General features: G+C 31.1%; 22 protein-coding genes and 2 pseudogenes. 20 read left to right on the forward strand and 4 right to left on the reverse strand.

Features of this window, described 5'->3' with window-relative positions:
* Nucleotides 1-2 precede the first annotated feature (2 nt).
* A complete protein-coding gene (locus NMU03_RS07545) occupies nucleotides 3-842 on the reverse strand; it encodes a LysR family transcriptional regulator (RefSeq protein WP_290142018.1) in 840 nt (279 codons plus the stop codon).
* Nucleotides 843-1,043: 201 nt separating this feature from the next.
* On the opposite strand from NMU03_RS07545, the gene NMU03_RS07550 reads away from it, so the two are divergent.
* The 5 genes and pseudogenes from NMU03_RS07550 (at nucleotide 1,044) to NMU03_RS07570 (ending at nucleotide 4,866) form a co-directional block, all read left to right on the forward strand.
* Complete coding sequence (locus NMU03_RS07550) at nucleotides 1,044-1,169, forward strand: hypothetical protein (RefSeq protein WP_290142019.1); 126 nt, start codon at nucleotides 1,044-1,046, stop codon at nucleotides 1,167-1,169.
* 270 nt (nucleotides 1,170-1,439) lie between these two features.
* Nucleotides 1,440-1,649 carry a 4Fe-4S dicluster domain-containing protein gene (locus NMU03_RS07555; RefSeq protein WP_290142021.1) on the forward strand — a complete coding sequence of 70 codons (210 nt, stop codon included), beginning with the start codon at nucleotides 1,440-1,442 and terminating at the stop codon, nucleotides 1,647-1,649.
* A gap of 45 nt (nucleotides 1,650-1,694) precedes the next feature.
* Complete coding sequence (locus NMU03_RS07560; protein WP_290142022.1) at nucleotides 1,695-2,276, forward strand: histidine phosphatase family protein; 582 nt, start codon at nucleotides 1,695-1,697, stop codon at nucleotides 2,274-2,276.
* Between the two features lie 149 nt (nucleotides 2,277-2,425).
* Nucleotides 2,426-3,654: pseudogene (locus tag NMU03_RS07565) on the forward strand (MATE family efflux transporter).
* 318 nt (nucleotides 3,655-3,972) lie between these two features.
* A complete protein-coding gene (locus tag NMU03_RS07570) occupies nucleotides 3,973-4,866 on the forward strand; it encodes an Rpn family recombination-promoting nuclease/putative transposase (protein WP_290142023.1) in 894 nt (297 codons plus the stop codon).
* Between the two features lie 39 nt (nucleotides 4,867-4,905).
* Here the strand turns inward: NMU03_RS07570 and NMU03_RS07575 are convergent, their stop codons facing one another.
* The gene (locus NMU03_RS07575) at nucleotides 4,906-5,379 is read right to left on the reverse strand and encodes a glutathione peroxidase (RefSeq protein ID WP_290142024.1); all 474 of its coding nucleotides are present in this window, start codon (nucleotides 5,377-5,379) and stop codon (nucleotides 4,906-4,908) included.
* A gap of 261 nt (nucleotides 5,380-5,640) precedes the next feature.
* Between NMU03_RS07575 and NMU03_RS07580 the strand changes: the two genes are divergently transcribed.
* The 5 genes from NMU03_RS07580 to NMU03_RS07600 all read left to right on the forward strand — a co-directional run bounded on the left by NMU03_RS07580 (nucleotide 5,641) and on the right by NMU03_RS07600 (nucleotide 8,176).
* Complete coding sequence (locus tag NMU03_RS07580; RefSeq protein WP_290142025.1) at nucleotides 5,641-6,099, forward strand: MarR family winged helix-turn-helix transcriptional regulator; 459 nt, start codon at nucleotides 5,641-5,643, stop codon at nucleotides 6,097-6,099.
* Complete coding sequence (locus tag NMU03_RS07585) at nucleotides 6,092-6,265, forward strand: hypothetical protein (RefSeq protein ID WP_290142026.1); 174 nt, start codon at nucleotides 6,092-6,094, stop codon at nucleotides 6,263-6,265. The genes NMU03_RS07580 and NMU03_RS07585 overlap by 8 nt, the downstream gene beginning before the upstream one ends.
* Nucleotides 6,262-6,831: an MATE family efflux transporter gene (locus NMU03_RS07590; RefSeq protein WP_290142027.1), complete on the forward strand. Its 570-nt coding sequence runs from the start codon at nucleotides 6,262-6,264 to the stop codon at nucleotides 6,829-6,831. The genes NMU03_RS07585 and NMU03_RS07590 overlap by 4 nt, the downstream gene beginning before the upstream one ends.
* Nucleotides 6,828-7,442 (forward strand): MATE family efflux transporter, encoded by a 615-nt coding sequence (locus tag NMU03_RS07595; RefSeq protein ID WP_290142028.1) that lies wholly within the window; start codon nucleotides 6,828-6,830, stop codon nucleotides 7,440-7,442. The genes NMU03_RS07590 and NMU03_RS07595 overlap by 4 nt, the downstream gene beginning before the upstream one ends.
* A 71-nt stretch (nucleotides 7,443-7,513) precedes the next feature.
* Nucleotides 7,514-8,176: an HAD family hydrolase gene (locus NMU03_RS07600; RefSeq protein ID WP_290142029.1), complete on the forward strand. Its 663-nt coding sequence runs from the start codon at nucleotides 7,514-7,516 to the stop codon at nucleotides 8,174-8,176.
* A 41-nt stretch (nucleotides 8,177-8,217) separates the two neighbouring features.
* Here the strand turns inward: NMU03_RS07600 and NMU03_RS07605 are convergent, their stop codons facing one another.
* Nucleotides 8,218-8,952, reverse strand: coding sequence for an HAD family hydrolase (locus NMU03_RS07605; protein WP_290142030.1), 735 nt, complete (start codon nucleotides 8,950-8,952; stop codon nucleotides 8,218-8,220).
* Between the two features lie 112 nt (nucleotides 8,953-9,064).
* On the opposite strand from NMU03_RS07605, the gene NMU03_RS07610 reads away from it, so the two are divergent.
* Nucleotides 9,065-10,396 (forward strand): glycoside hydrolase family 32 protein, encoded by a 1,332-nt coding sequence (locus NMU03_RS07610; RefSeq protein ID WP_290142031.1) that lies wholly within the window; start codon nucleotides 9,065-9,067, stop codon nucleotides 10,394-10,396.
* Nucleotides 10,397-10,475: 79 nt separating this feature from the next.
* Here NMU03_RS07610 and NMU03_RS07615 read toward each other — a convergent pair whose 3' ends face one another.
* Nucleotides 10,476-10,853, reverse strand: coding sequence for a CoA-binding protein (locus tag NMU03_RS07615; RefSeq protein ID WP_290142032.1), 378 nt, complete (start codon nucleotides 10,851-10,853; stop codon nucleotides 10,476-10,478).
* A gap of 152 nt (nucleotides 10,854-11,005) precedes the next feature.
* On the opposite strand from NMU03_RS07615, the pseudogene mnmG reads away from it, so the two are divergent.
* The 9 genes and pseudogenes from mnmG (at nucleotide 11,006) to NMU03_RS07660 (ending at nucleotide 20,491) form a co-directional block, all read left to right on the forward strand.
* Nucleotides 11,006-12,857, forward strand: a pseudogene (gene mnmG / locus NMU03_RS07620) (tRNA uridine-5-carboxymethylaminomethyl(34) synthesis enzyme MnmG).
* Between the two features lie 9 nt (nucleotides 12,858-12,866).
* Nucleotides 12,867-13,571 carry a 16S rRNA (guanine(527)-N(7))-methyltransferase RsmG gene (gene rsmG / locus NMU03_RS07625; protein ID WP_290142033.1) on the forward strand — a complete coding sequence of 235 codons (705 nt, stop codon included), beginning with the start codon at nucleotides 12,867-12,869 and terminating at the stop codon, nucleotides 13,569-13,571.
* Between the two features lie 135 nt (nucleotides 13,572-13,706).
* A complete protein-coding gene (locus NMU03_RS07630; RefSeq protein ID WP_290142034.1) occupies nucleotides 13,707-14,552 on the forward strand; it encodes a zinc ribbon domain-containing protein in 846 nt (281 codons plus the stop codon).
* A gap of 121 nt (nucleotides 14,553-14,673) precedes the next feature.
* Nucleotides 14,674-14,820 carry a DeoR family transcriptional regulator gene (locus tag NMU03_RS07635; protein WP_290142035.1) on the forward strand — a complete coding sequence of 49 codons (147 nt, stop codon included), beginning with the start codon at nucleotides 14,674-14,676 and terminating at the stop codon, nucleotides 14,818-14,820.
* 20 nt (nucleotides 14,821-14,840) lie between these two features.
* Nucleotides 14,841-15,434, forward strand: coding sequence for a DeoR/GlpR family DNA-binding transcription regulator (locus tag NMU03_RS07640; RefSeq protein ID WP_290142036.1), 594 nt, complete (start codon nucleotides 14,841-14,843; stop codon nucleotides 15,432-15,434).
* A gap of 9 nt (nucleotides 15,435-15,443) precedes the next feature.
* The gene (locus tag NMU03_RS07645; protein ID WP_290142037.1) at nucleotides 15,444-17,792 is read left to right on the forward strand and encodes a glycyl radical protein; all 2,349 of its coding nucleotides are present in this window, start codon (nucleotides 15,444-15,446) and stop codon (nucleotides 17,790-17,792) included.
* Complete coding sequence (locus NMU03_RS07650) at nucleotides 17,779-18,705, forward strand: glycyl-radical enzyme activating protein (protein WP_290142038.1); 927 nt, start codon at nucleotides 17,779-17,781, stop codon at nucleotides 18,703-18,705. Before NMU03_RS07645 ends, NMU03_RS07650 begins: the two co-directional genes overlap by 14 nt.
* A complete protein-coding gene (locus NMU03_RS07655; protein ID WP_290142039.1) occupies nucleotides 18,705-19,385 on the forward strand; it encodes a fructose-6-phosphate aldolase in 681 nt (226 codons plus the stop codon). Before NMU03_RS07650 ends, NMU03_RS07655 begins: the two co-directional genes overlap by 1 nt.
* A gap of 122 nt (nucleotides 19,386-19,507) precedes the next feature.
* Entirely contained in the window at nucleotides 19,508-20,491 is a 984-nt protein-coding gene (locus NMU03_RS07660) for a C45 family autoproteolytic acyltransferase/hydrolase (protein WP_290142040.1), read from the forward strand.
* Nucleotides 20,492-20,654 lie beyond the last annotated feature (163 nt).

Here is a 20,654-nt window from a genome sequence, read left to right on the forward strand (position 1 = left end):
TTTTATAAATGATATAATAATGATTTGAGTTTTATTTCATTTTCCTTTAAATACCAACAATAGAAAGTAGCTTTGGCTTCTTTATCTTCAATAGGTATAATATGACGATTTTGTGGCATGGTTTCTGTTTTCATAACATAATCTGAAGTAAAAGAAGGTAATGATGATAATTCTACAAGATCATAGAAAATAGAACGGTCATTTTGAATAATGAATTTAGTATGAGGCATAGTTCTTTGATGCATTTCATGCCAAAATCCAATATTAGACATCAATAACATTCTTTCACCATCCATTTCTTTTAATGAAATGGATTTTCTATTCGCAAAACGATGTGATAAAGGTAATGAGAAAAATAATTGTTCTTCCATGAAAGGAATGCTTTCAATATCGTAATCTTCAATATTATAAGGCATAATAATGATTATATAATCTTTTTCTTTTAATCCTTTCATCAAAATAGACATATCTTTAATTTCTGTAAGTAAGGCTTTTTGTGGATAGTATTGTGATACTTTTTGTCCCATATATAGAAGTGGGGCAGGAGCACATGAACCAATCGCAAAAGTATGCAGTTTACGTTCAAAATCTTGTAGTTGTTTTTTCATATCTTTAGTATCTTCTAATAGACGAGAAGCCAGCGAAGCAGCGAGTAGTCCTGTTTCATTAAATGAAATCTTATTTTTGGTTCTGGTAAATAATGATACTTCCAGTTCTTCTTCTAATTTTTGCATAGAGCGTGTTAAAACTGGTTGAGAGATATGTAATTGTTTGGCAGCTTTCGATAATGTTTCACATTCTTGAAATGTGATTAAGTGTTGAAGTTGTTCTAATTCTATCATTTATGACACCTCACTATTCTATTTCATTATAGCAGATTTCATTATTAATATTGTACAAAAACATGAAAAATATATACAATATCATTGAAAAGAGATGAGAACATGCTATTTTATTATACAACTACTGGAAACTGTTTGTATGTGTCAAGAAAGATTGAAAGTCAGCCATTGAGTATTCCGTAGGAATTAAAGAAAGGCCAAATGGATTATCGTGATGAAACAATTGGTATTGTCGCACCGATATATGCTGGCGAATTACCTCATACAGTCAGGTGTTTTATCGCTCAAATGAAGTTTCATACCCCTTATTTTAACTTATGGAAATGAAGCAAGTGTAGCTGGAGTATGGAGTGAAAACTTTTGTGAACAATATCATATTCATGTGAATTTGATTCAAATGGTTGATAATTATTTGCCGTCATTTGATATGGATGAACAAAAGATGGTAATAAACATGAAGAACAATAAATTCAAGAAGTTTTCAAAAAGCTATCTTTAAGAGAAAAAGAGATTCCTCAACCGACAAAAACAGGTGAGGAGATATATGATAAAGTTCAAAAAAGATTTCAAAAACATCCTGAATTCATGAATGGAGAAATGATTTGTATAATGACATCCAAGTGTATTGGGTGTACAATATGTAAGCAGGTCTGTTCAACTGGAAATATTCAAATTGTGGATGGAAAGGCTCAAAGAATAGCTGCAACATGTGATTTTTGTTTAGCTTGTGTTCATCATTGTCCTTTTCATGCGATTGGTTTAAAAACGGAAAAAATCCAAAAGCAAGATACCGTCACCCCAAAGTGACATTAAAAGATATTGTAAAAGCAAATAATTGGGAGGAATAAGAAAATGAAAAAAACACTTTATTTAATGCGTCATGGACAAACTTTATTTAACGTTCAACATAAGATTCAAGGATGGTGCGATGCTCCATTAACAGAACTTGGTATCAAACAAGCCAAGATGGCTGGAGAATATTTTAAAGAACATCAAATGACTTTTGATCATGCATATTCATCAACATCTGAAAGAGCTTGTGATACTTTAGAAATTGTGACTGACTATCAAATGCCTTATACCAGAGTCAAAGGTTTAAAAGAATGGAATTTTGGTGTTTTTGAGGGAAAAGATGAATGTTTAAATCCACCACTACCTTATGGAGATTTCTTTAAAGGTTTCGGTGGTGAAAGTGAAATGGAATTACGAGAAAGAATAAGTAAAACATTAACAGAAATCATGGAAAAAGAAGATCATCAGGTTGTTTTAGCTGTTTCACATGGGGCAGCATGTGCACAGTTCTATCGTGCTTGGGAAAAATATGCAAAAGTGAAAAAGACAGAAAGATTATATAATTGTTGTGTTTTAAAATATGAATATGAAGATGGTATTTTTACTTTAGTGGAAATTATTAATCGTAATATTACTGAATAGGAAAAAGTATGGAACAAACAAAGAAAAGACATTTTTTTCAAGCAGATGTAGATCTTATACATGGTCCTATTTTTAAATCATTAGTCACTTTTGCTTTGCCTCTACTCATTTCTAATATCTTTCAACAATTATACAATACTGTTGATACTATGGTTGTAGGAAATTATCTAGGCGATATATCACTAGCAGCGATTGGTTCATGTACTTCCATCTATGACTTGTTAGTTGGTTTTGCACTAGGAATTGGTAATGGACTAGCCATTGTCACAGCCAGAAGTTTTGGTTCACAAGATAGAGAACTTCTTAAAAAGTCAGTTGCTAGTTCTCTTGTGATTGGTATCATTGTATCCATCGCACTCACAACAATTGGGATGCTTTGTTTACATCCTTTGTTAGAACTTTTGAATACACCAGTTGATATTATTCAAGAAGCATATAGTTATATTTCTGTAATTGTTCTCTTTATCATTGTTATGTTTGCCTATAATTTATGCGCTGGATTAATGAGAGCAATTGGAAATAGTTTTATGCCACTTGTTTTCTTGATTGTTTCATCTGTGCTAAATGTTATTTTAGATATTTTATTTATTACACAACTTAATATGGGTATTCAAGGTGCAGCTATTGCAACAGTGATTTCTCAAGGAATATCAGTTGTTTTATGTATTCTCTATATTTTTAAGAAAACACAAATCTTATTACCATCAAAACAACATTTTGTAGTGGATAAAGATTTATACAAAGAGTTGTTAGGACAAGGTTTTTCAATGGGGTTTATGAGTAGTATCGTTTCAGCTGGTTCAGTGATTTTACAATATGGTATTAATAATTTGGGCTATTTGATTATTGCGGGACATACAGCCGCCAGAAAACTCTATATGTTCTTTAATATGCCTTTTACAGCAATGGCTCTTGCGATTTCAACATTTGTCTCTCAAAATAGAGGAGCTAATCAAAGAGAAAGAATCAAAAAGCAATGAAATACGCATATATTTATGATGTGATTATGGCTGCAGTAGTCACTGTGATTATCTTGATTTTTGGTTCTTCACTTGTAAAATTAATTTCAGGTTCAAGTGAAAGTGTTGTTTTAAATAATGGAACTTTATATTTAATGATAGTTGGCCCATTTTATGCCATACTTGGTATTTTGATGCAGACACGTTATGCTTTGCAGGGATTAGGTCAAAAATTGTTGCCACTTGTATCAAGTGTGATTGAATTTGTAGGAAAAATTATTTTTGTTTTTGTATTCATTCCACAATTTCAATATATGGCAGTTATTTTCTGTGAACCAGTCATCTGGTGTGTCATGTGTGTTCAATTGGTTTATTCACTCTATACAAATGCTTATATGCAAAACAAAGAAGAATCATGAATTTAAAAATGTCGAATTGATTATGTCAATTCGACATTTGCTTTAAGTGAGAAAATAGATTCATTATTTATAAATGCAATATTCTGATTTTGAAATCTATTGAAATAAAACAAGAATATTTTTATATTTATGAGCATATCAAAAAGGTATTTTTAATTTTTTGTAAAAAGTTGGAAATAAAAAAAGAAAAATGGAAAAAAATTGCATATATAAATAATAGGAGGGTTCTTATTAAAGATGAATATATTTACAATAAGCAAATATTGTTGTATAATGTCTATGAACCCTCCTGAAATATATAGAAAGGAGGTTGTGATAATGAGCATGCAAACAGATCACATCATTAAGGATTTCTTCAAGGACACCAGTCGTTTTGCTGACTTGATGAATGCTATTTTATATGGTGGTCAGGATGTCATTAAACCTGATGAACTACAAGTCATGGATTCCAATGAGATCTTTGTAGGCAATTATATCTCCAAGGAACGTAGACGTGATACCATTATGTTGTGGAAAGGAAAAGAGGCACAGGCTATTCTTGCGTTGGAGGCACAGAATCAGGTTGACTTTACAATGGTGTCAAGAACACTTCTCTATGATGCATTGACTTATAATATGCAGGATAAAAAATCCAAGAACCATATGCTTCCATATGTCATGAGTATTGTCTTGTTTCATGGTGAAGGAAAATGGACAGCCAAGACATCCTTGTTGGAAAGAGTCAATATTCCTGAAGGCATCAAGCATGAAAGCAATGACTGGAAGATGAATGTGATTGACATCAAGGACTTGGATTATCACCTACTCAAAAATGAGGACAATCATAATGTTGTCAAAGCAGTAGGGAAGATATGGAGAAAAGAGAAAGAAGATTTTAAAGGAATGAAAGTATCAAAAGCGGCTCCAAGAGTGATAGCGATACTTACAGAAAAATTTGATATTTTGGATTTAGTGGAGGGAGATGAAGAAACAGTGGCAATGTGGTCATTTTGGCAGGACATTGAAGATTCGGGATTTCAAAAAGGAAAACAAGAAGGTATTCAAGAAGGTAAATTGGGATTAGTTATTTCACTACTTAAAAATGCATTAGGAAAACTTAGTCCTGAATTAACAGTAAGAATAGAAAAAAGTACTGAGGAAGAATTGTTTAATATTGCAATACACATATCAGATATACATAATGAAAATGATGTTTATCAAATGCTTAGTTAGTCAAAAAAAGGAATTTCGTAAAAATAAACGAAATTCCTTTTATAATAATTTTATAATTTCATCTTCGATTTCATACGGTGTCACCAGTGGTTCAAATCTTTCTATCACATGTCCATCTCTATCTAATAAGAATTTTGTAAAATTCCATTCAATTCGTTTTGATAATTGAGGATTTTGATGTTCTTTAAGATATGTGTATACTGGAGATTCCAAAGAACCATTAACATCAATCTTGGCAAATTGAGGGAAACTGACGCCATAAGTATCAGCGCAAAAAGACATGATTTCTTCCATCGTGCCTGGTGCTTGTTCACCAAATTGATTACATGGGAAATCAAGAATCGTGAATCCTTGATCATGATATTTTTCATATAAATCTTCTAAATGATCATATTGTTCAGTAAATTCACATTCTGTAGCTGTATTCACGATTAAAAGAACTTGACCTTTGTATTGAGATAAAGATTCTTTTTGATGATGACTATTCATCACTTCTATATCATATAAATTCATTATTATCACCATTACCACTATAACAATTTACTTATCAAAAGTCAAAGAATGTGCAAAAAACACCATCCATAAGTATGATATCTAACTACCATCATCGTTTTGAAAGAGTTGGTGGTAAAGAAAGCGATATTTTATACTAAAGTATAATAATTTGAAAGTGGTTAAATCTTAGGAGTAACCACTTTTTATGTAAGGCTTGACAGAATATATAAATGAGTTTATTATATAACTGTTTAAAATAAAACAGTTAAGGAGGAAACTATGAAAGTGCAAACAAAGCAGGGAGAAAAGAAGTATTTTTCACTAGCAATGTATCCTTATATTATAAAAAAATATAATTCATTATTTGAAGATTTGTTAAAGGAATATCAAATGACACAAGTAGAAATTGATGTTCTTGCCTTTTTAGCTAACAATCCTGAGTATAATCATGCTCAAGATATTGTCAATGTTCGTGGAATTTCTAAAGGACATGTTTCATTAGCTATCGAAAAATTAGTGAAACGAGGATTCATCACAAGAAATCCTGATCCAGCTAATAGACGTTGTAATATTTTGTATGTGGAAGACTCAGCCAATAAACTTGTCAAACAAATTCAAGATATTCAACATCAGTTTGATGAAATGTCTTTTCAAGATATTTCACAAGATGAATTAATACAGTATCATCAGACTTTACAAAAAATTTATCAGAATTTAGGAGGGGGACAATATGAATGAGAGATTGGAAAATGAGAAAATATCAAAATTACTGTTATCGCTAGCGATTCCATCTATTCTTGCTCAATTAGCAACTTTAATTTATAACATGGTTGACCGTATCTATATTGGAAGATTAGCTGATGGATCATTAGCGATTGCGGAATTGGACTATGTGCTTCAGTGATTACAATTATTACCGCCTTTACAAATTTATTTGGGCGTGGTGGAGCACCCTTAGCGTCAATCAAAATGGGTGAAAAAAGAGAAGATATTGCTGAAAAAATATTAGGAAACTGCTTTTGTAGTTTGGTTATTTCTTCCGTTATCATTATGTTAATTTTGTTGTTTTTTGGGGATAAAATATTATTGCTTTTTGGAGCAAGTGAAAATACATTACCATATGCTATGGATTATATGCGTATTTATAGTTTGGGAACAGTGTTTGTACAATTAAGTGTTGGATTAAACTATTTTATTAATACCCAAGGTTATGCGAAATATGGTATGTTGACATTATTAATTGGTGGTATCTTAAACATTATTCTTGATCCAATTTTTATCTTTGTATTGCACATGGATGTTGCTGGAGCAGCCATTGCGACTGTGATTTCACAGTTTGTATCATGTGTCTGGGTCATGAAATTTTTATTAGGAAAAAAGACAACAATAAAGATAAAAAAAGAACATCTTAAATTAGATTTAGATATTATGAAAAAAGTGCTGGGTTTAGGTTTCTCTCCTTTTTTATGACTGCGACTGAAGGGATATTACAACTTTCATTTAATCGTCAATTGTTATTCTTTGGAGGAGATTTAGCTGTCAGTTCAATGACGATTATGTTGTCTATGAATCAAATTTTACAATTACCAATGGAAGGCATTGCGCAAGGTACACAACCGATTATTAGCTATAATTTTGGTGCAAAAAAATATGATCGTGTCAAAAAAGCAATTTCACTAGCAATGAAAGTATCATTGATTTATTCAATCATTGGGGTATTATCAATGGAGTTTTTTCCAGAAATGTTTGTAAATCTATTTGCTAATGATCCGCAACTCGTAACTCTGGCAAGTACGATGTTGAAAGTTTATATTTTTGGGTTCATTATTATGGGAGCTAATTCAACCTATCAACAAACATATACTTCTTTAGGTTTTGGAAAAAGAGCGTTCTTCTTTGCTTTTTATCGTAAGATTATCTTACTCATTCCTTTGATTTATATTCTTCCTCATTTCATTTCTGATGGTGTTTTTGCAGTTATGTTAGCTGAACCTTTGTCAGATTTAATCACAACAATCACCAATACGTTTGCATTCCGTTCATTTATGCATAAACATTTAAATTATCATGATGCCACATGATAATAGCTGTTAATATCTTTAGAAATACAAAAGAATATGATAAAATAAGAAAAAAGAATGTGAGGGATAATATGAAAAAAGCAGTCATATTTGATATGGATGGTTTGATGATTGATAGTGAAAGAGTGACTTATAATGAATATGTAAAAAAATTAGAACAATTAGGTCATTTTGATTTTACTGAAGAACTTTATAAGAATTGTTTAGGTAAAAACAAGCAAGGTATCTGCCAGGTTTTTATTGATCATTATGGAGATGATTTTCCAATGGATGAAGTATGGGATGATGTGCATGTTTGGATTGATGAAAGTTTAAGAGCTTATGTACCTAAGAAAAAAGGATTGGAAGAATTATTAAAATACTTAAAGGACAATCAATATAAAACAATTGTAGCTACTTCAAGTGGCAGAACACGTGTTGATGAAATTTTGAAAAATGCCAATTTAACAGAATATTTTGATGATTCTATTTGTGGAGATGAAGTGACGCATGGAAAACCTCATCCAGAAATCTTTTTAACAGCTTGTCAAAAATTAGGTGTGACACCACAAGAAGCGTTGGTTTTAGAAGACAGTGAAGCTGGTATTGTGGCAGCTTATGATGGTCATATTGATGTCATTTGTGTACCAGATATGAAATATCCTGAACCACAGTTTGTGGAAAAAGTAACTAAAATAGTGGATTCATTAGATCAAGTGATTGATTATTTAAAAGATGATATTATTGATGATTAAAGACATTATAAAAAGAAAATCTTTCAATGAGATTTTCTTTTTTATAATTTTATGAGTGCTTCAGCAACACTTTCAACATGGTACTTCGCAAGGTCTTGTAATACTTTAGGAGCATGAGTAAAAGTAATAGGAATATCTACATTCATTAACATGGATAAATCATTATATGAATCGCCAATACCAGCTAATAAGTCAATTGCATACTTATTTTTGATTATCTTTAATGCGTTATCTTTAGAACATCCTAAGGCAACAATATCAATAGAATCAACATTTTGGAATTCTTGAACATCATGGTAAATCTGATTAATTCTTTTTGTTTCTTGATAAGCTGTTTTTTCATCTGGAAATACAAGAGATATGCCATAGGCAGGTTGCATGATATCATCGTTAGAAGAAATGATTTCACAGTCATCATCCTGAAATTCTTTGCTTGTTTTATAAACTTTATGATTAGCTGATTGAATGATAATAAGAGCCTGATTAACATATTGATGAAATAATTGTGCAAGAGTATGTTTTGAAATAATTTTTTCATAAATGATTTGTAGATTATGATCTAATATAAGGGCACCACTTGAGATAATATAAAAATCAGGATGAATATCTTTTGATAAGTGAACAACGCCTTGATAGGGACGTCCACTACATAAGCCAAAAAGATGTCCCTGTTGTTGAAAATCTTTGATAGCTTGAATGTCTTCTAAAGCAATATGTGGTATTTGATTACGGAAAAAGAGTGTGTTATCAATATCACTTGCCAAAGCTTTTAACATATAAATCCCTTCTTTCTTTCTTATATATCATAATATTGGAATAATGTTTTGTCAAAAATAGTTTTGTCTATGAGAAAAAAATGGTATGATAAACACAAGGAGGATAATGATTATGAAACCTAAAATACATTTTACAGCACCTTATCATTGGATTAATGATCCTAATGGATTGATTTATTATCAAGGCAATTATCATATTTTTTATCAACATTTTCCTTATGAGAATTTTTGGGGAACAATGCATTGGGGACATGCGACAAGCAAAGATTTATTACATTTCAAACATCATCCCATTGCCTTATATCCTTCATGTTATGATGATCGTAATGGCTGTTTTTCCGGATCAGCTATTGAAAAAGATGGAAAAATGTATCTTTATTATACAGCTATTCGTTATGCGAAAGAGAATCCTGAATATGTTCATGTTCAATATAGTGATGATGATTTAATTGCTTCACAATATTTGATGGTCAGTGATGATGGTTTCCATTTTGACCATAAAAGTGGAAAACAGAAAATTATAGATGTGATGACTGATCCACAGTTAGGCGATATACGTCATACAAGAGATCCTAAAGTTTGGAAAATGAAAAATGGAAAATATGGATTAATTATTGGCAGCAAGATACCAAGTGATACAGATTATTGTGGTGAAGTTTTATTATATGAAAGTGAAGATGCCATTCATTTTACATATAAGAATCGCTATAAAGATGACAGTATTGGTAATATGTGGGAGTGTCCAGATTTAATTGAAATCAAAGGACAGTATTTTATGATTTTCTCACCTGAACATTTTCATCAACCAAAACCAGATAGTGTTGCAATTATTATGCCTGTTAGTTTTGATGAAGAAACAATGACAATCACCAAACAAGGAGATTATATGTATTTGGATTATGGTTTAGATTTATATGCACCCCAGACATTTTTTGATGAAAATCATCAACGTACAATGTTAGCATGGATGCGTATGCGAGAACCAATACCAAATGAATCATGGATAGGATTATATATATTACCAAGACAATTTGATTATCGTGATGGTCATGTTTATCAAATGGTTCATCCTCATATCAATCAATATTTTAATCAAAAGGCGAATGAAGTGACGCTATCACAGCCATTTTATATGCATGTTAAAATGCATAAAGATAGTCAAATTGATTTTGGTGGTATGAAACTTTATATTCAAGATGATTGCTTGTGTTGTGATCGTCAAGCAGTATCCATCCAACATGAAAAGGTTTGTAATATTAATAAGACACCAGTTTTAAACGGGCAATATGATTTAGAAATCTATTATGATTATCATATTTTTGAAATCTTTATCAATGGTGGATATTATGTTTTAAGTCAAGTTGTTTATGATTTAAAACCATCAATTCATTATCATCGTGTTGAAATGATAGAAATGAAATTACATTCAAGACAAGATGAATAGAAATATGGAAAACCTGTAAAAACAAGAGAAGTTTAAAAGCAGGTTTTTTTGTATAAACAAAAAATCAGCCATCGCTGATTTATTCTGTTTCCACTAAAATACAAGCAAGAATAGGTGTGATACCTTGATCTTTCATATATTGTAATAATTGATCGTCATAAGTTCCTGGTTGCATCCATGCATAACGTACACCAATACCAGACATTTCATCAACATAATCATATGCATATTTAGGACTCACAACAAAAACCACAACATCAATAGGATGATCAATGGCTTCTAATGTTGGATAAGTTACATAATCTTCTATATTTTGATAAATAGGAGAAACACCATAAGTCTGATAACCTTTGTCTAATAAACGTTTAAATATTTTATAACCATATTTTTCTTGATTAGGAGTTACTCCCACAACTGCAAAATGATAATACTTTTCTAATATTTCTTTAGGATTCATAAGTTTATTCACCTCAAACGTATTATAACATATGCTTTATTTTATGTGCAATAAAAGGCAAAAATACCTCAATGGATATTGACAAATAATTCAATTTGATAATATCACTATTTTGTGCTAAGATGGAACAGATTAAAGGAGTGTGAGGAAAAATGTATGATGTGATTGTGGTAGGAGGAGGACATGCCGGGATTGAAGCGTGTCTAGCAACTTCCAGAATTGGTAAAAAAACATTGTTAGTAACATCACATTTTGAAAATGTAGGATCTATGCCTTGTAATACATCTATTGGTGGTCCAGCCAAAGGAATTATTGTCAGAGAAATTGATGCATTGGGTGGACAGATGGGAAAAACAGCTGATGCGACTTATTTACAAATGAAGATGTTAAATACAGCAAAAGGGCCAGGTGTTCAATCATTACGTGCGCAAGCTGATAAAAAGGCTTATCCTCGTTATATGCAAAATGTCTTAAAAAATCAAGAAAACTTAGATATTATAGAGGCTATGGTTGAAGGTTTAACAATTGAAAATCAAACAGTTAAAGGTGTTGTTTTAGAAGATGGACAGGTCTATGAAGGCAAGACTGTCATTTTAACAACAGGAACTTATCTTAAAGCAGAGATCATGGTTGGAGATCAAAAGACTCCAAGTGGACCTGATCAAGAAAAAGAATCACTTTATCTATCAGATCAATTAAGAGATTTAGGTTTCCGTATTCAAAGATTAAAAACAGGAACACCACCAAGAGTAGAAATTCATAGTGTTGATTATTCCAAAACACAAGTTCAACCAGGAACAGATGAATCTCTTGCATTTAGTTATGAAACCACAACATTTATCCCTATTGAACAACAAACGCCTTGTTATTTAACATATACAAATGAAATCACACATCAAATTATTAAAGATAATTTATCAAAATGCAGTATGTATTCAGGAATTGTCAAAGGGATAGGACCTAGATATTGTCCGTCTATTGAAGATAAAATTGTCAAATTCTCAGATAAACCACAACACCAGATCTTCTTAGAACCTGAATCAAAAGAAATGAATACAATTTATGTACAAGGTTTTTCAACATCCATGCCTCATGATATACAAGAACAAATGATTCGTACGATTCCGGGATTAGAAAATTGTGAAATCTTAAAATATGCTTATGCAATAGAATATGACGCTATTGATCCATTACAATTATGGCCTTCATTAGAAACCAAAGTTATTGAAAATCTTTTACCGCAGGACAAATTAATGGAACAAGTGGTTATGAAGAAGCTATTACTCAAGGATTGATTGCTGGAATTAACGCAACAAAGAAACTTGACAACAAATATCCATTGATTTTAAAACGTAATGAGGCTTATATTGGTGTTATGATTGATGATTTAGTCACAAAAGGAACAGAAGAACCATATCGTATGTTGACATCACGTGCTGAATATCGCTTATTGTTAAGACATGATAATGCTGATGAAAGATTAAGACAATATGGATATGAAGCCAATCTTGTCAAAGAAGAAGTGTATCAGGCTTATTTAGAAAAGATGCAACGTATTCATCAAGAAATAGAAAGATTAGATACGATTCGTTTTACACCAAAACATGAAATTAATGATTTACTTGTAGAGTTAGGTTCAACACCTTTAAAAGAAGGTATTAGTGCCAAAGGACTTTTACAAAGACCTGAAATGGATTATCATAAGTTAAAACCTTATATTGAAGATGTTCATTTATCTTTAGAAGAAGAAAAAGAGTAACTATCTTGATTAAATATAAAGGATATATTGATAAAACATTAAGACAAGTTGAAAAACAAAAGAAAATGGAAGAAAAACAAATTCCACATGATATAAATTATGATAATGTTTTAAATCTTTCATTAGAAGCAAAACAAAAACTTTCTCAAATTAGACCTGTTACAATTGCACAGGCATCACGTATTTCTGGTATTAATCCAGCAGATATTTCAGTTTTACTAATTTATTTAAAACAACATTATTAAGAGGTATATATGAATCAGGAACAATTTATCAATATACTTGAAAGTAAAGGTATATCTTTATCATCAAAACAAAAAGAACAATTTGAAATCTATTATCAAACATTAGTTGAATGGAATGAAAAAATGAATTTAACAGCAATTACTCAAAAAGAAGATGTTTATTTAAAGCATTTTTATGATTCATTAACGATTTCATTTGATTATGATTTAAACAATCAATCATTATGTGATGTTGGAGCAGGAGCAGGTTTTCCATCTATTCCTTTAAAGATTGTTTATCCCGATTTAAAAATAACAATTGTTGATTCGCTTTCTAAACGTATTACATTTTTAAAACATTTATTTCAAGTTTTAGATTTAAAAGATGTAGAAGCTGTGTCTGCCAGAGCCGAAGAATATGCTTTAAAACATCGTGAGTCATTTGATATTGTTACAGCAAGAGCTGTTGCGAGATTAAATATCTTAGATGAACTATGTTTACCACTTGTTAAAGTGGGAGGAGATTTTATTACTTTAAAAGGACTAAAAGCTAAGGAAGAATTAAATGAAGCTAAACAAGGTATTGAAAAACTTGGTGGAAAAGTTGTGAAAGAAGAAAGTTTTACATTAACAGATGAAAACGATCATCGTTGTAATATTTATATACATAAAGTAAAAAATACACCATCAAAATATCCAAGAGATTTTAGTAGGATTAAAAAGAAGCCATTATAACACATCTTTAGGGTGTGTTATTTTTATTATAAAACAAATGATATTATCGTAATTTGTAAACTTTTCTTCTATTTTAGATGTAAAAGAATTATAATAAGAATAGAGGAAGAGTGTGAAGAATAGGGAGGAAATAATATGCGATGTGATGTATGTGATACAAAAATTCCACCAGGATCGAATATTTGTCCAAATTGTGGCTATCGTGTTAGAGAAAGTTCAACAGCTACTCATAAACAAACAATATCTACTGAATATCCTGAATCAGAGGTTTTTAAGGATAAACGTAAAAGAAAGTTTAAAGTGAATCAAGAAACTTTGTTTAAAACGACACGACAAACAACAAAGTATATATATGTGATAATTTTTATTATTGTTTTAAGTTTTGCGATGCCATTGATAGGAGCTTTTCTTTTTGATTCACAAACGAGTTCGAATAATGCGTTTTCCACAGAAGATGTAAGTGGTGAGTCATTACAAGAAGGGATGGACAGTGGCTATGATGATGGCACGATGCAAATAGCATTAGATTATAAAGATGAATTAATGTCGTTCTTTAATGATGAATTGTTGTTTGAAGATATAGATTCAAGAGAAAACTATTATATATTTGATGATGATTTAATAACTCATATTAATGTCTATGGCTATGAGAGTACATTAAGTTTAACGGTTTCTCTTCAATTTCAACAACAACAACCTCAACATCAGGTTGTGGTACTGTCATGGAATAATCAAGGAAGTATTCAAAACAATCCAATAAGTATTGATTCAAAGAAACTAGAAAAAATTAATGATAAGTTTGATGTTGATATTGTTGGAGTGATTGATGAGTACAAATCCAAATTAGAAGTTGATGAAGAAGATCAAACACGTTATGTGGTAAGTGAATATAATGATGATAGGGATATTTATTTTAGTGAAACTGTAGAAGAAGATGAAAGTTTTGTTTATTTATCTATAGGGAAAGACATTGAACATTGATTTGATGTCTTTTTTTATTGATTTTTATAGAAATAATAAAAATCAATAGAAAATAGATTGATAATAATACAAAATAGTATATAATAAGATTAAACAATAAATAATAAAAAGGAGGGAGAAGATGTTTGCAAAAGAAAGACAGGATGCGATTATTGAACAGTTAAATCAAAAGGGTAGTGTTAAAGTCAAGGATTTGAGCTTAAAATATCAGGTTACAGAAGATTGTATTCGTAAAGATTTGGCTTTATTAGAAAAAAGGGCTTGTTGAAAAAGACATATGGAGGAGCAATGAGTTTACGTACCAATCCTCATTTGTATAGCAGTGTTCAACGTAAAGATATGAATGATGAAGAAAGACAGATGCTTGCTAAAAAAGCCGTTTCTTTATTGAAAGATGAAGATACGATTTACTTGGATATTTCGAGAACAAATGTTGAAATTGCAAAAATATTAACGACTTCCAATCTTTCAGTACATGTAATCACAAATATGATTGAAATATTAGATGTTTTAAGAAATCATCCACATATATCAGTTGTTCTTATTGGTGGTGAATTGAATAAGGAACGAGATGGATTCTGGGGTGGATTGTCTATGAAAATTGTTCAAAGTTTTAAGTTTGATGTTGCATTTTTAGGGGTTGTAGGTGTGGATCTTCAGCAGGGTAAGATGTCTACTTATTATGTTGATGATGGTTTGATGAAACAGCAGATTATAACACAAAGTCAAAGAAGTTATCTTTTGTGTGAACAAAGAAAATTAAGAGAAGATGGTCAGTTTATTTATGGTGATTTATCTGAGGTAGATGGAATCGTTTTAGCAAGTTCGTTACATGAAGATGAACAAAATCTCTTGAATGAGTATGGTGTAGAAATTGTCTAGGAGGCCGATATGAAAAAATTAATGAGTCAAAGAGTACAGATTTTAAAAGATAAGATGTTGGAGGCACCGCGTTTTGCTTCTATTGAACAAGCACGTATTATTACGCGTGTTTATCAGGAAAATGAAGATTTATCAATTCCTCGTAAACGAGCATTATCTTTAAAGACAGCTATGGAAGAATTGGAAATTGGTTTTGAACCAGAAGAACTCATTGTAGGCAATCGTACCAAAGGTGTGCGTTATGGTGTGGTTTTTCCTGAAAGTGGATGTTCATGGGTGAATCAGGAATTTGAAACTTTACCAACCAGACCACAAGATCAATTTCATGTGAGAGAGGAAGATATTCAAGAATTTAGGGAAAAGATTTATCCTTATTGGCAAGGAAAATCAATGGAAGATGTGATTAAAAAACGTGGTGGTCAAGAGATTGAAGAGATTGCGAAAGTTGTGAAAATTAATCAAAAAGATCATGCACAAGGGCATATTTGTCCAGATACAGCTTTATGGCTTAAAAAAGGGCCACAAGGTTTTATTCAAGATGTTAAATTACATTTAGAAACTTGCGATGAATCACAAAAAGAGTTTTATGAATGCGTCATTACAGTCATGGAAGGTGCCTGTACATTTATGAAAAGGTATCATGATGAAATCATGGAACATCTTTTAGAAGTTGATCCAAAATATCAGTCATCATTACAAAACGTTGCAAAAATATGTTTAAATCTTACGCAAAGACCTCCTGAACACTATCAAGAAGCAGTTCAATCATTATGGTTTTTATTTGTTTTATTGCATATGGAATCTAATGCATCTTCCTTTTCACCAGGAAGAATGGATCAATATTTATATCCTTACTATCAACGAGATATAGAATCAGGTTATATCACACAAAGCGAAGCTTTAGATATTTTAGAGTGTTTATGGTTAAAGTTTAATCAAATTGTATATTTACGTAATCAACATAGTGCGAAATATTTTGCTGGTTTTCCAATTGGTTTTAATATTGCGATTGGTGGAGTCGATGAAAATGGTGAAGATACTTATAATAATTTATCTTTGCTTTGTTTACAATGTCAGTATGATATTGGTTTACCACAGCCCAATTTATCTGTTCGTTTAAATAAAAATAGTTCTCATGAATTGATGCATCAAGCTATTGAAGTTGTTTCAAAAGGAAGTGGTATGCCACAATTTTTCAATGATGAAGCCATTATTCACGCTTTAATTGATTTGGGAATTGATAAAAAAGATGCTTTGAATTATGCGATTGTAGGTTGTGTAGAATTGACAACACATGGCAATAATTTAGGTTGGTCTGATGCGGCAATGTTTAATTTTAATAAAGTGCTTGAACTCACATTGAATCATGGAAAATGTTTATTAACTGGAAAACAATTAGGCTTAGATTTAGGTGGTTTAGAATCTTATGTTTCATTTGAAGAATTAGAAACAGCTTTTCAACAACAAATAGATTATTTTATTGAACGTATGATGAAAGCTGAAGTTGTTGTTGAAAAAGCCCATCAAGATTGTTTACCAACAGCCTTTTTATCAGCAGTCATTGATGATTGTATGGAAAAAGGTTTGGATGTCACAAAAGGTGGGGCACGTTATAATTTATCAGGAATTCAAATGATTCAAATTGCCAATTTGGCTGATTCATTAGCTGCCTTAAAACAACTTGTTTATGAAGAAAAGTTAATTGATGCCAGTGAATTATTAAAAGCCATGCAAGCTGATTTTCAAGGTTATGAAATCATTCAGACAATGTTATTGAATAAAGTACCAAAGTATGGTAATGACATCGCATGGGTTGATCGTTTAGGCGCAAAATGGGCAGAATATTTTAGAGAACGTATGAAAGATTATACAAATTATCGAGGGGGACCTTATCATACAGGTATGTACACAGTTTCAGCTCATGTACCAATGGGCGAAAATGTAGGAGCTTCACCAGATGGACGCAATGCTTTCACGCCTTTGGCTGATGGAGGCATGTCACCAGTTTATGGTAGAGATTTATCTGGACCAACAGCTGTCTTAAAATCAGTTTCTCGTTTAAATAATCAGTTGACAACGAATGGTGGTTTATTAAATATGAAGTTTTTACCTGAATTTTTTGAAACAGAAGCAGGAATGCGTAAGTTTGAAACATTTTTAAGAGCCTTTGTTGATTTAAAGATACCACATATTCAATTCAATGTTGTAAGACGTGAAGATTTATTAGATGCGAAAGTTCATCCACAACAACATCGCTCACTCACAATTCGTGTGGCAGGATATACCGCTTATTTTGTTGAACTAGCCAATAAACTCCAAAATGAAATCATAGAGAGAACATCATATGACAACATCTAAAGGATTAATTTTTGATATTAAAAGATTTGCGGTTCATGATGGCGATGGAATTCGTACAACGATATTTTTAAAAGGGTGTCCACTCCATTGTTTATGGTGTCAAAACCCTGAAGGCATTTCTTTTCAAAGACAACCCATCTTCATGGAAAATTTATGTATTCATTGTCAAAGCTGTGATCAATTTTCTAAAGAAGGGCAAATGGAATATCGCCTACGTCCTTATTTTCATAAAGATTATCAAGGAGATTTTGATAATTTAGTACGCATTTGTCCTAGTGGGGCGATTCGTTATGATAGTGAATATTATGATATAGAAACATTAATGCAAAAAATTAGAGATGATCGTGTTTTCTATCGTGATAATGGTGGTGTGACTTTTTCAGGTGGAGAACCTTTTTCTCAAGCAGAGTTTCTTATTGAAATGTTGAAACGTTGTCATCAAGAAAAAATTCATACAGCTATTGAAACGACCTTATATACATCTTTAGAAAATATAAAAAAAGCTTTGCCTTATCTGAATCAAATTTATATTGATTTAAAAATTAATGATAACAAGAATCATCAACACTATGTCGGAGGATCACTCAAGATTATTCAAGATAATATCAGATATGTATTAGAAAGTGAACATAAAGATAAAGTGATTGTACGTACACCATTAATTCCTGAAATAACAGCTTTAGATGAAAATATTGCTTCAATTTCAAGATTCCTATCACATATTTATCCAGATGTAACTTATGAATTGTTGAACTATAATCCATTAGCTTCAGCAAAGTATGAATATGTTGATTTTGACTATGGTGTGGATAAGGATGTTCAAAAACTAACATCAAAACAAATGGAAGAATTTTATCAGATTGTTTATCAAAATGGAATTAAAAATTTAATAAAAGAAGGAGAACATAACTAATGGAATTTATTATAGATACAGTTAATTTAGATGAAATTAAAGAAGCAGTGGAATATATGCCAATTGTTGGAGTGACAAGCAATCCATCAATTGTTAAGAAAACAAGTCCTCAAAACTTCTTTGAACATATGCGTGAAATCAGAGAGATTATTGGCAAAGAAAGAAGTTTGCATGTTCAGGTTATTTCTAAAGACTGTGATACAATCGTAAAAGAAGCACATAGAATACTCGAAGAAATTGATGATCAAGTCTATATCAAAGTGCCAGTATCTTATGAAGGAATCAAAGCCATTAAAATCTTGAAAGCTGAAGGTGTCAATGTCACAGCCACAGCTGTCTATGATTTAATGCAGGGATATATGGCACTAGCTGCTAGAGCAGACTATATTGCCCCATATGTCAATCGTATTGGAAACTTGGGAGCCGATCCAATGGAACTCATCAATGAACTATCAAATCGTATTGTGATGGATGGATATGATACAAAGATAGTGGCAGCCTCATTCAAAGGAGTGCAACAGGTAAGAGATGCTTTCAACTATGGTGTACAGTCCATCACAGCACCGGTAGAAGTGTTGAAACAAATTTTTAAGAATCCAAACATAGAAAAAGCAGTGGATGATTTCAATGCTGACTGGTATGCAATGTATGGAGAAGGAACAGGAATATGTGATTTGTAAGAGGTACATATGTATCTCTTTTTATTAAAATTTTTTAATTCATTGACATAAAAATTTATCAGTTTTATCATAAAGTTAAGTAAAGCTTTACTTGTTCAAAATTGAATAAGGAAGTGAAAAAGATGTATCATATCAGATTAAAAAATACTCATTATGATGCTGGGTTTCATTATGGACAAATGTTGAAAAAACATGGACAAATGATTTGTGAAAAACCGACTTTTCAAATCACAAAAGAAAAACAGCTATTTGTAGAAAAATGTATACCCATCTATCAAAAATATTATCCTGAAATATTAGATGAAATTAAAGGAATTGCAGATGGTCAACAAAGTTCTTATGAAGATTTATTGATTTTTTTACTGAGCATGTATTGCTTTGAAGTGAATCTCCATTGTACATGTCTGGCTTGTGTTGATCAACAAAATATACTACTAGGACGTAATAGTGATTTTCTTGTATCATTAGAAAAGTTATGTATGAATTGTTTGTATGCTTTAGATGATTGTTTATCTTTTTGTGGCAATACGACTGCTTTTGTAGAAATAGAAGATGGTATGAATGAAAAAGGTTTAGCAATGGGAATGACATTTGTTTATCCAAGTATCAAAAAGCCAGGGTTCAATGCAGGCTTTTTAGTGAGATATTGTTTAGAAAAGTGCCAGAGTGTCAAAGAATGTCTAAAATTTATCAAAACAGTACCAATTGCTTCTTATCAAACTTTAACTTTCGTCGATGCTTCAGGACATATTGCGGTGGTGGAATGTTGTCCACACCATGTAGAAATCACGGAGGCATTTGATTCTTCTTTTTTAGTCGCAACGAATCATTTTGAAAAGATACCCCATCATCCTCATATCGATGATTGGTATTCTCATCAAAGGTACCAAAATGCTTATCACGCATTGAATCAAAATAAAAACATCTCTCTTTCATTAATTCAAGATATTTTATCAGGAAAATATGGGTTTATGTGTCAATATGATCGAAAAATAGGCGCTGATACGATTTGGTCAGTTGTTTATGATGTGAAAAATCAAAATATATATCGTGTGGAGGGAAATCCATCACGTAAGAAATTTAAAAAAGATTTAAGATGGAGATGATGAAAATGATTGTATTAGGATTAATCTTTATTTGTATTTTGTTTTGTTTGATACGTTTTATAGTGGGAAGGAGTTTTTATCACAAAATTGTCATCAAAAATGGAAACCTTCATTTTTTCAAGTAATGGGTAATATAAGTCATTATGTTAATCATTGTCATGTC

The sequence above is a fragment of the Allocoprobacillus halotolerans genome, assembly GCF_024399475.1.
Lineage (GTDB): Bacteria > Bacillota_I > Bacilli_A > Erysipelotrichales > Coprobacillaceae > Allocoprobacillus > Allocoprobacillus halotolerans.

Bases quoted from the DNA above. Each gene is read 5' to 3' on its own strand.
- NMU03_RS07575 (WP_290142024.1), bottom strand. From the start codon at position 5,379: ATGAATTTATATGATATAGAAGTGATGAATAGTCATCATCAAAAAGAA.
- NMU03_RS07605 (WP_290142030.1), bottom strand. From the start codon at position 8,952: ATGTTAAAAGCTTTGGCAAGTGATATTGATAACACACTCTTTTTCCGT.
- NMU03_RS07560 (WP_290142022.1), top strand. From the start codon at position 1,695: ATGAAAAAAACACTTTATTTAATGCGTCATGGACAAACTTTATTTAAC.
- NMU03_RS07585 (WP_290142026.1), top strand. From the start codon at position 6,092: ATGAATGAGAGATTGGAAAATGAGAAAATATCAAAATTACTGTTATCG.
- NMU03_RS07660 (WP_290142040.1), top strand. From the start codon at position 19,508: ATGTATCATATCAGATTAAAAAATACTCATTATGATGCTGGGTTTCAT.
- NMU03_RS07630 (WP_290142034.1), top strand. From the start codon at position 13,707: ATGCGATGTGATGTATGTGATACAAAAATTCCACCAGGATCGAATATT.
- NMU03_RS07545 (WP_290142018.1), bottom strand. From the start codon at position 842: ATGATAGAATTAGAACAACTTCAACACTTAATCACATTTCAAGAATGT.
- NMU03_RS07570 (WP_290142023.1), top strand. From the start codon at position 3,973: ATGAGCATGCAAACAGATCACATCATTAAGGATTTCTTCAAGGACACC.
- NMU03_RS07580 (WP_290142025.1), top strand. From the start codon at position 5,641: ATGAAAGTGCAAACAAAGCAGGGAGAAAAGAAGTATTTTTCACTAGCA.
- NMU03_RS07615 (WP_290142032.1), bottom strand. From the start codon at position 10,853: ATGAATCCTAAAGAAATATTAGAAAAGTATTATCATTTTGCAGTTGTG.
- NMU03_RS07610 (WP_290142031.1), top strand. From the start codon at position 9,065: ATGAAACCTAAAATACATTTTACAGCACCTTATCATTGGATTAATGAT.
- NMU03_RS07655 (WP_290142039.1), top strand. From the start codon at position 18,705: ATGGAATTTATTATAGATACAGTTAATTTAGATGAAATTAAAGAAGCA.
- NMU03_RS07635 (WP_290142035.1), top strand. From the start codon at position 14,674: ATGTTTGCAAAAGAAAGACAGGATGCGATTATTGAACAGTTAAATCAA.
- NMU03_RS07645 (WP_290142037.1), top strand. From the start codon at position 15,444: ATGAAAAAATTAATGAGTCAAAGAGTACAGATTTTAAAAGATAAGATG.
- NMU03_RS07650 (WP_290142038.1), top strand. From the start codon at position 17,779: ATGACAACATCTAAAGGATTAATTTTTGATATTAAAAGATTTGCGGTT.
- NMU03_RS07600 (WP_290142029.1), top strand. From the start codon at position 7,514: ATGAAAAAAGCAGTCATATTTGATATGGATGGTTTGATGATTGATAGT.
- NMU03_RS07595 (WP_290142028.1), top strand. From the start codon at position 6,828: ATGACTGCGACTGAAGGGATATTACAACTTTCATTTAATCGTCAATTG.
- NMU03_RS07555 (WP_290142021.1), top strand. From the start codon at position 1,440: ATGATTTGTATAATGACATCCAAGTGTATTGGGTGTACAATATGTAAG.
- rsmG (WP_290142033.1), top strand. From the start codon at position 12,867: ATGAATCAGGAACAATTTATCAATATACTTGAAAGTAAAGGTATATCT.
- NMU03_RS07640 (WP_290142036.1), top strand. From the start codon at position 14,841: ATGAGTTTACGTACCAATCCTCATTTGTATAGCAGTGTTCAACGTAAA.
- NMU03_RS07550 (WP_290142019.1), top strand. From the start codon at position 1,044: ATGGATTATCGTGATGAAACAATTGGTATTGTCGCACCGATATATGCT.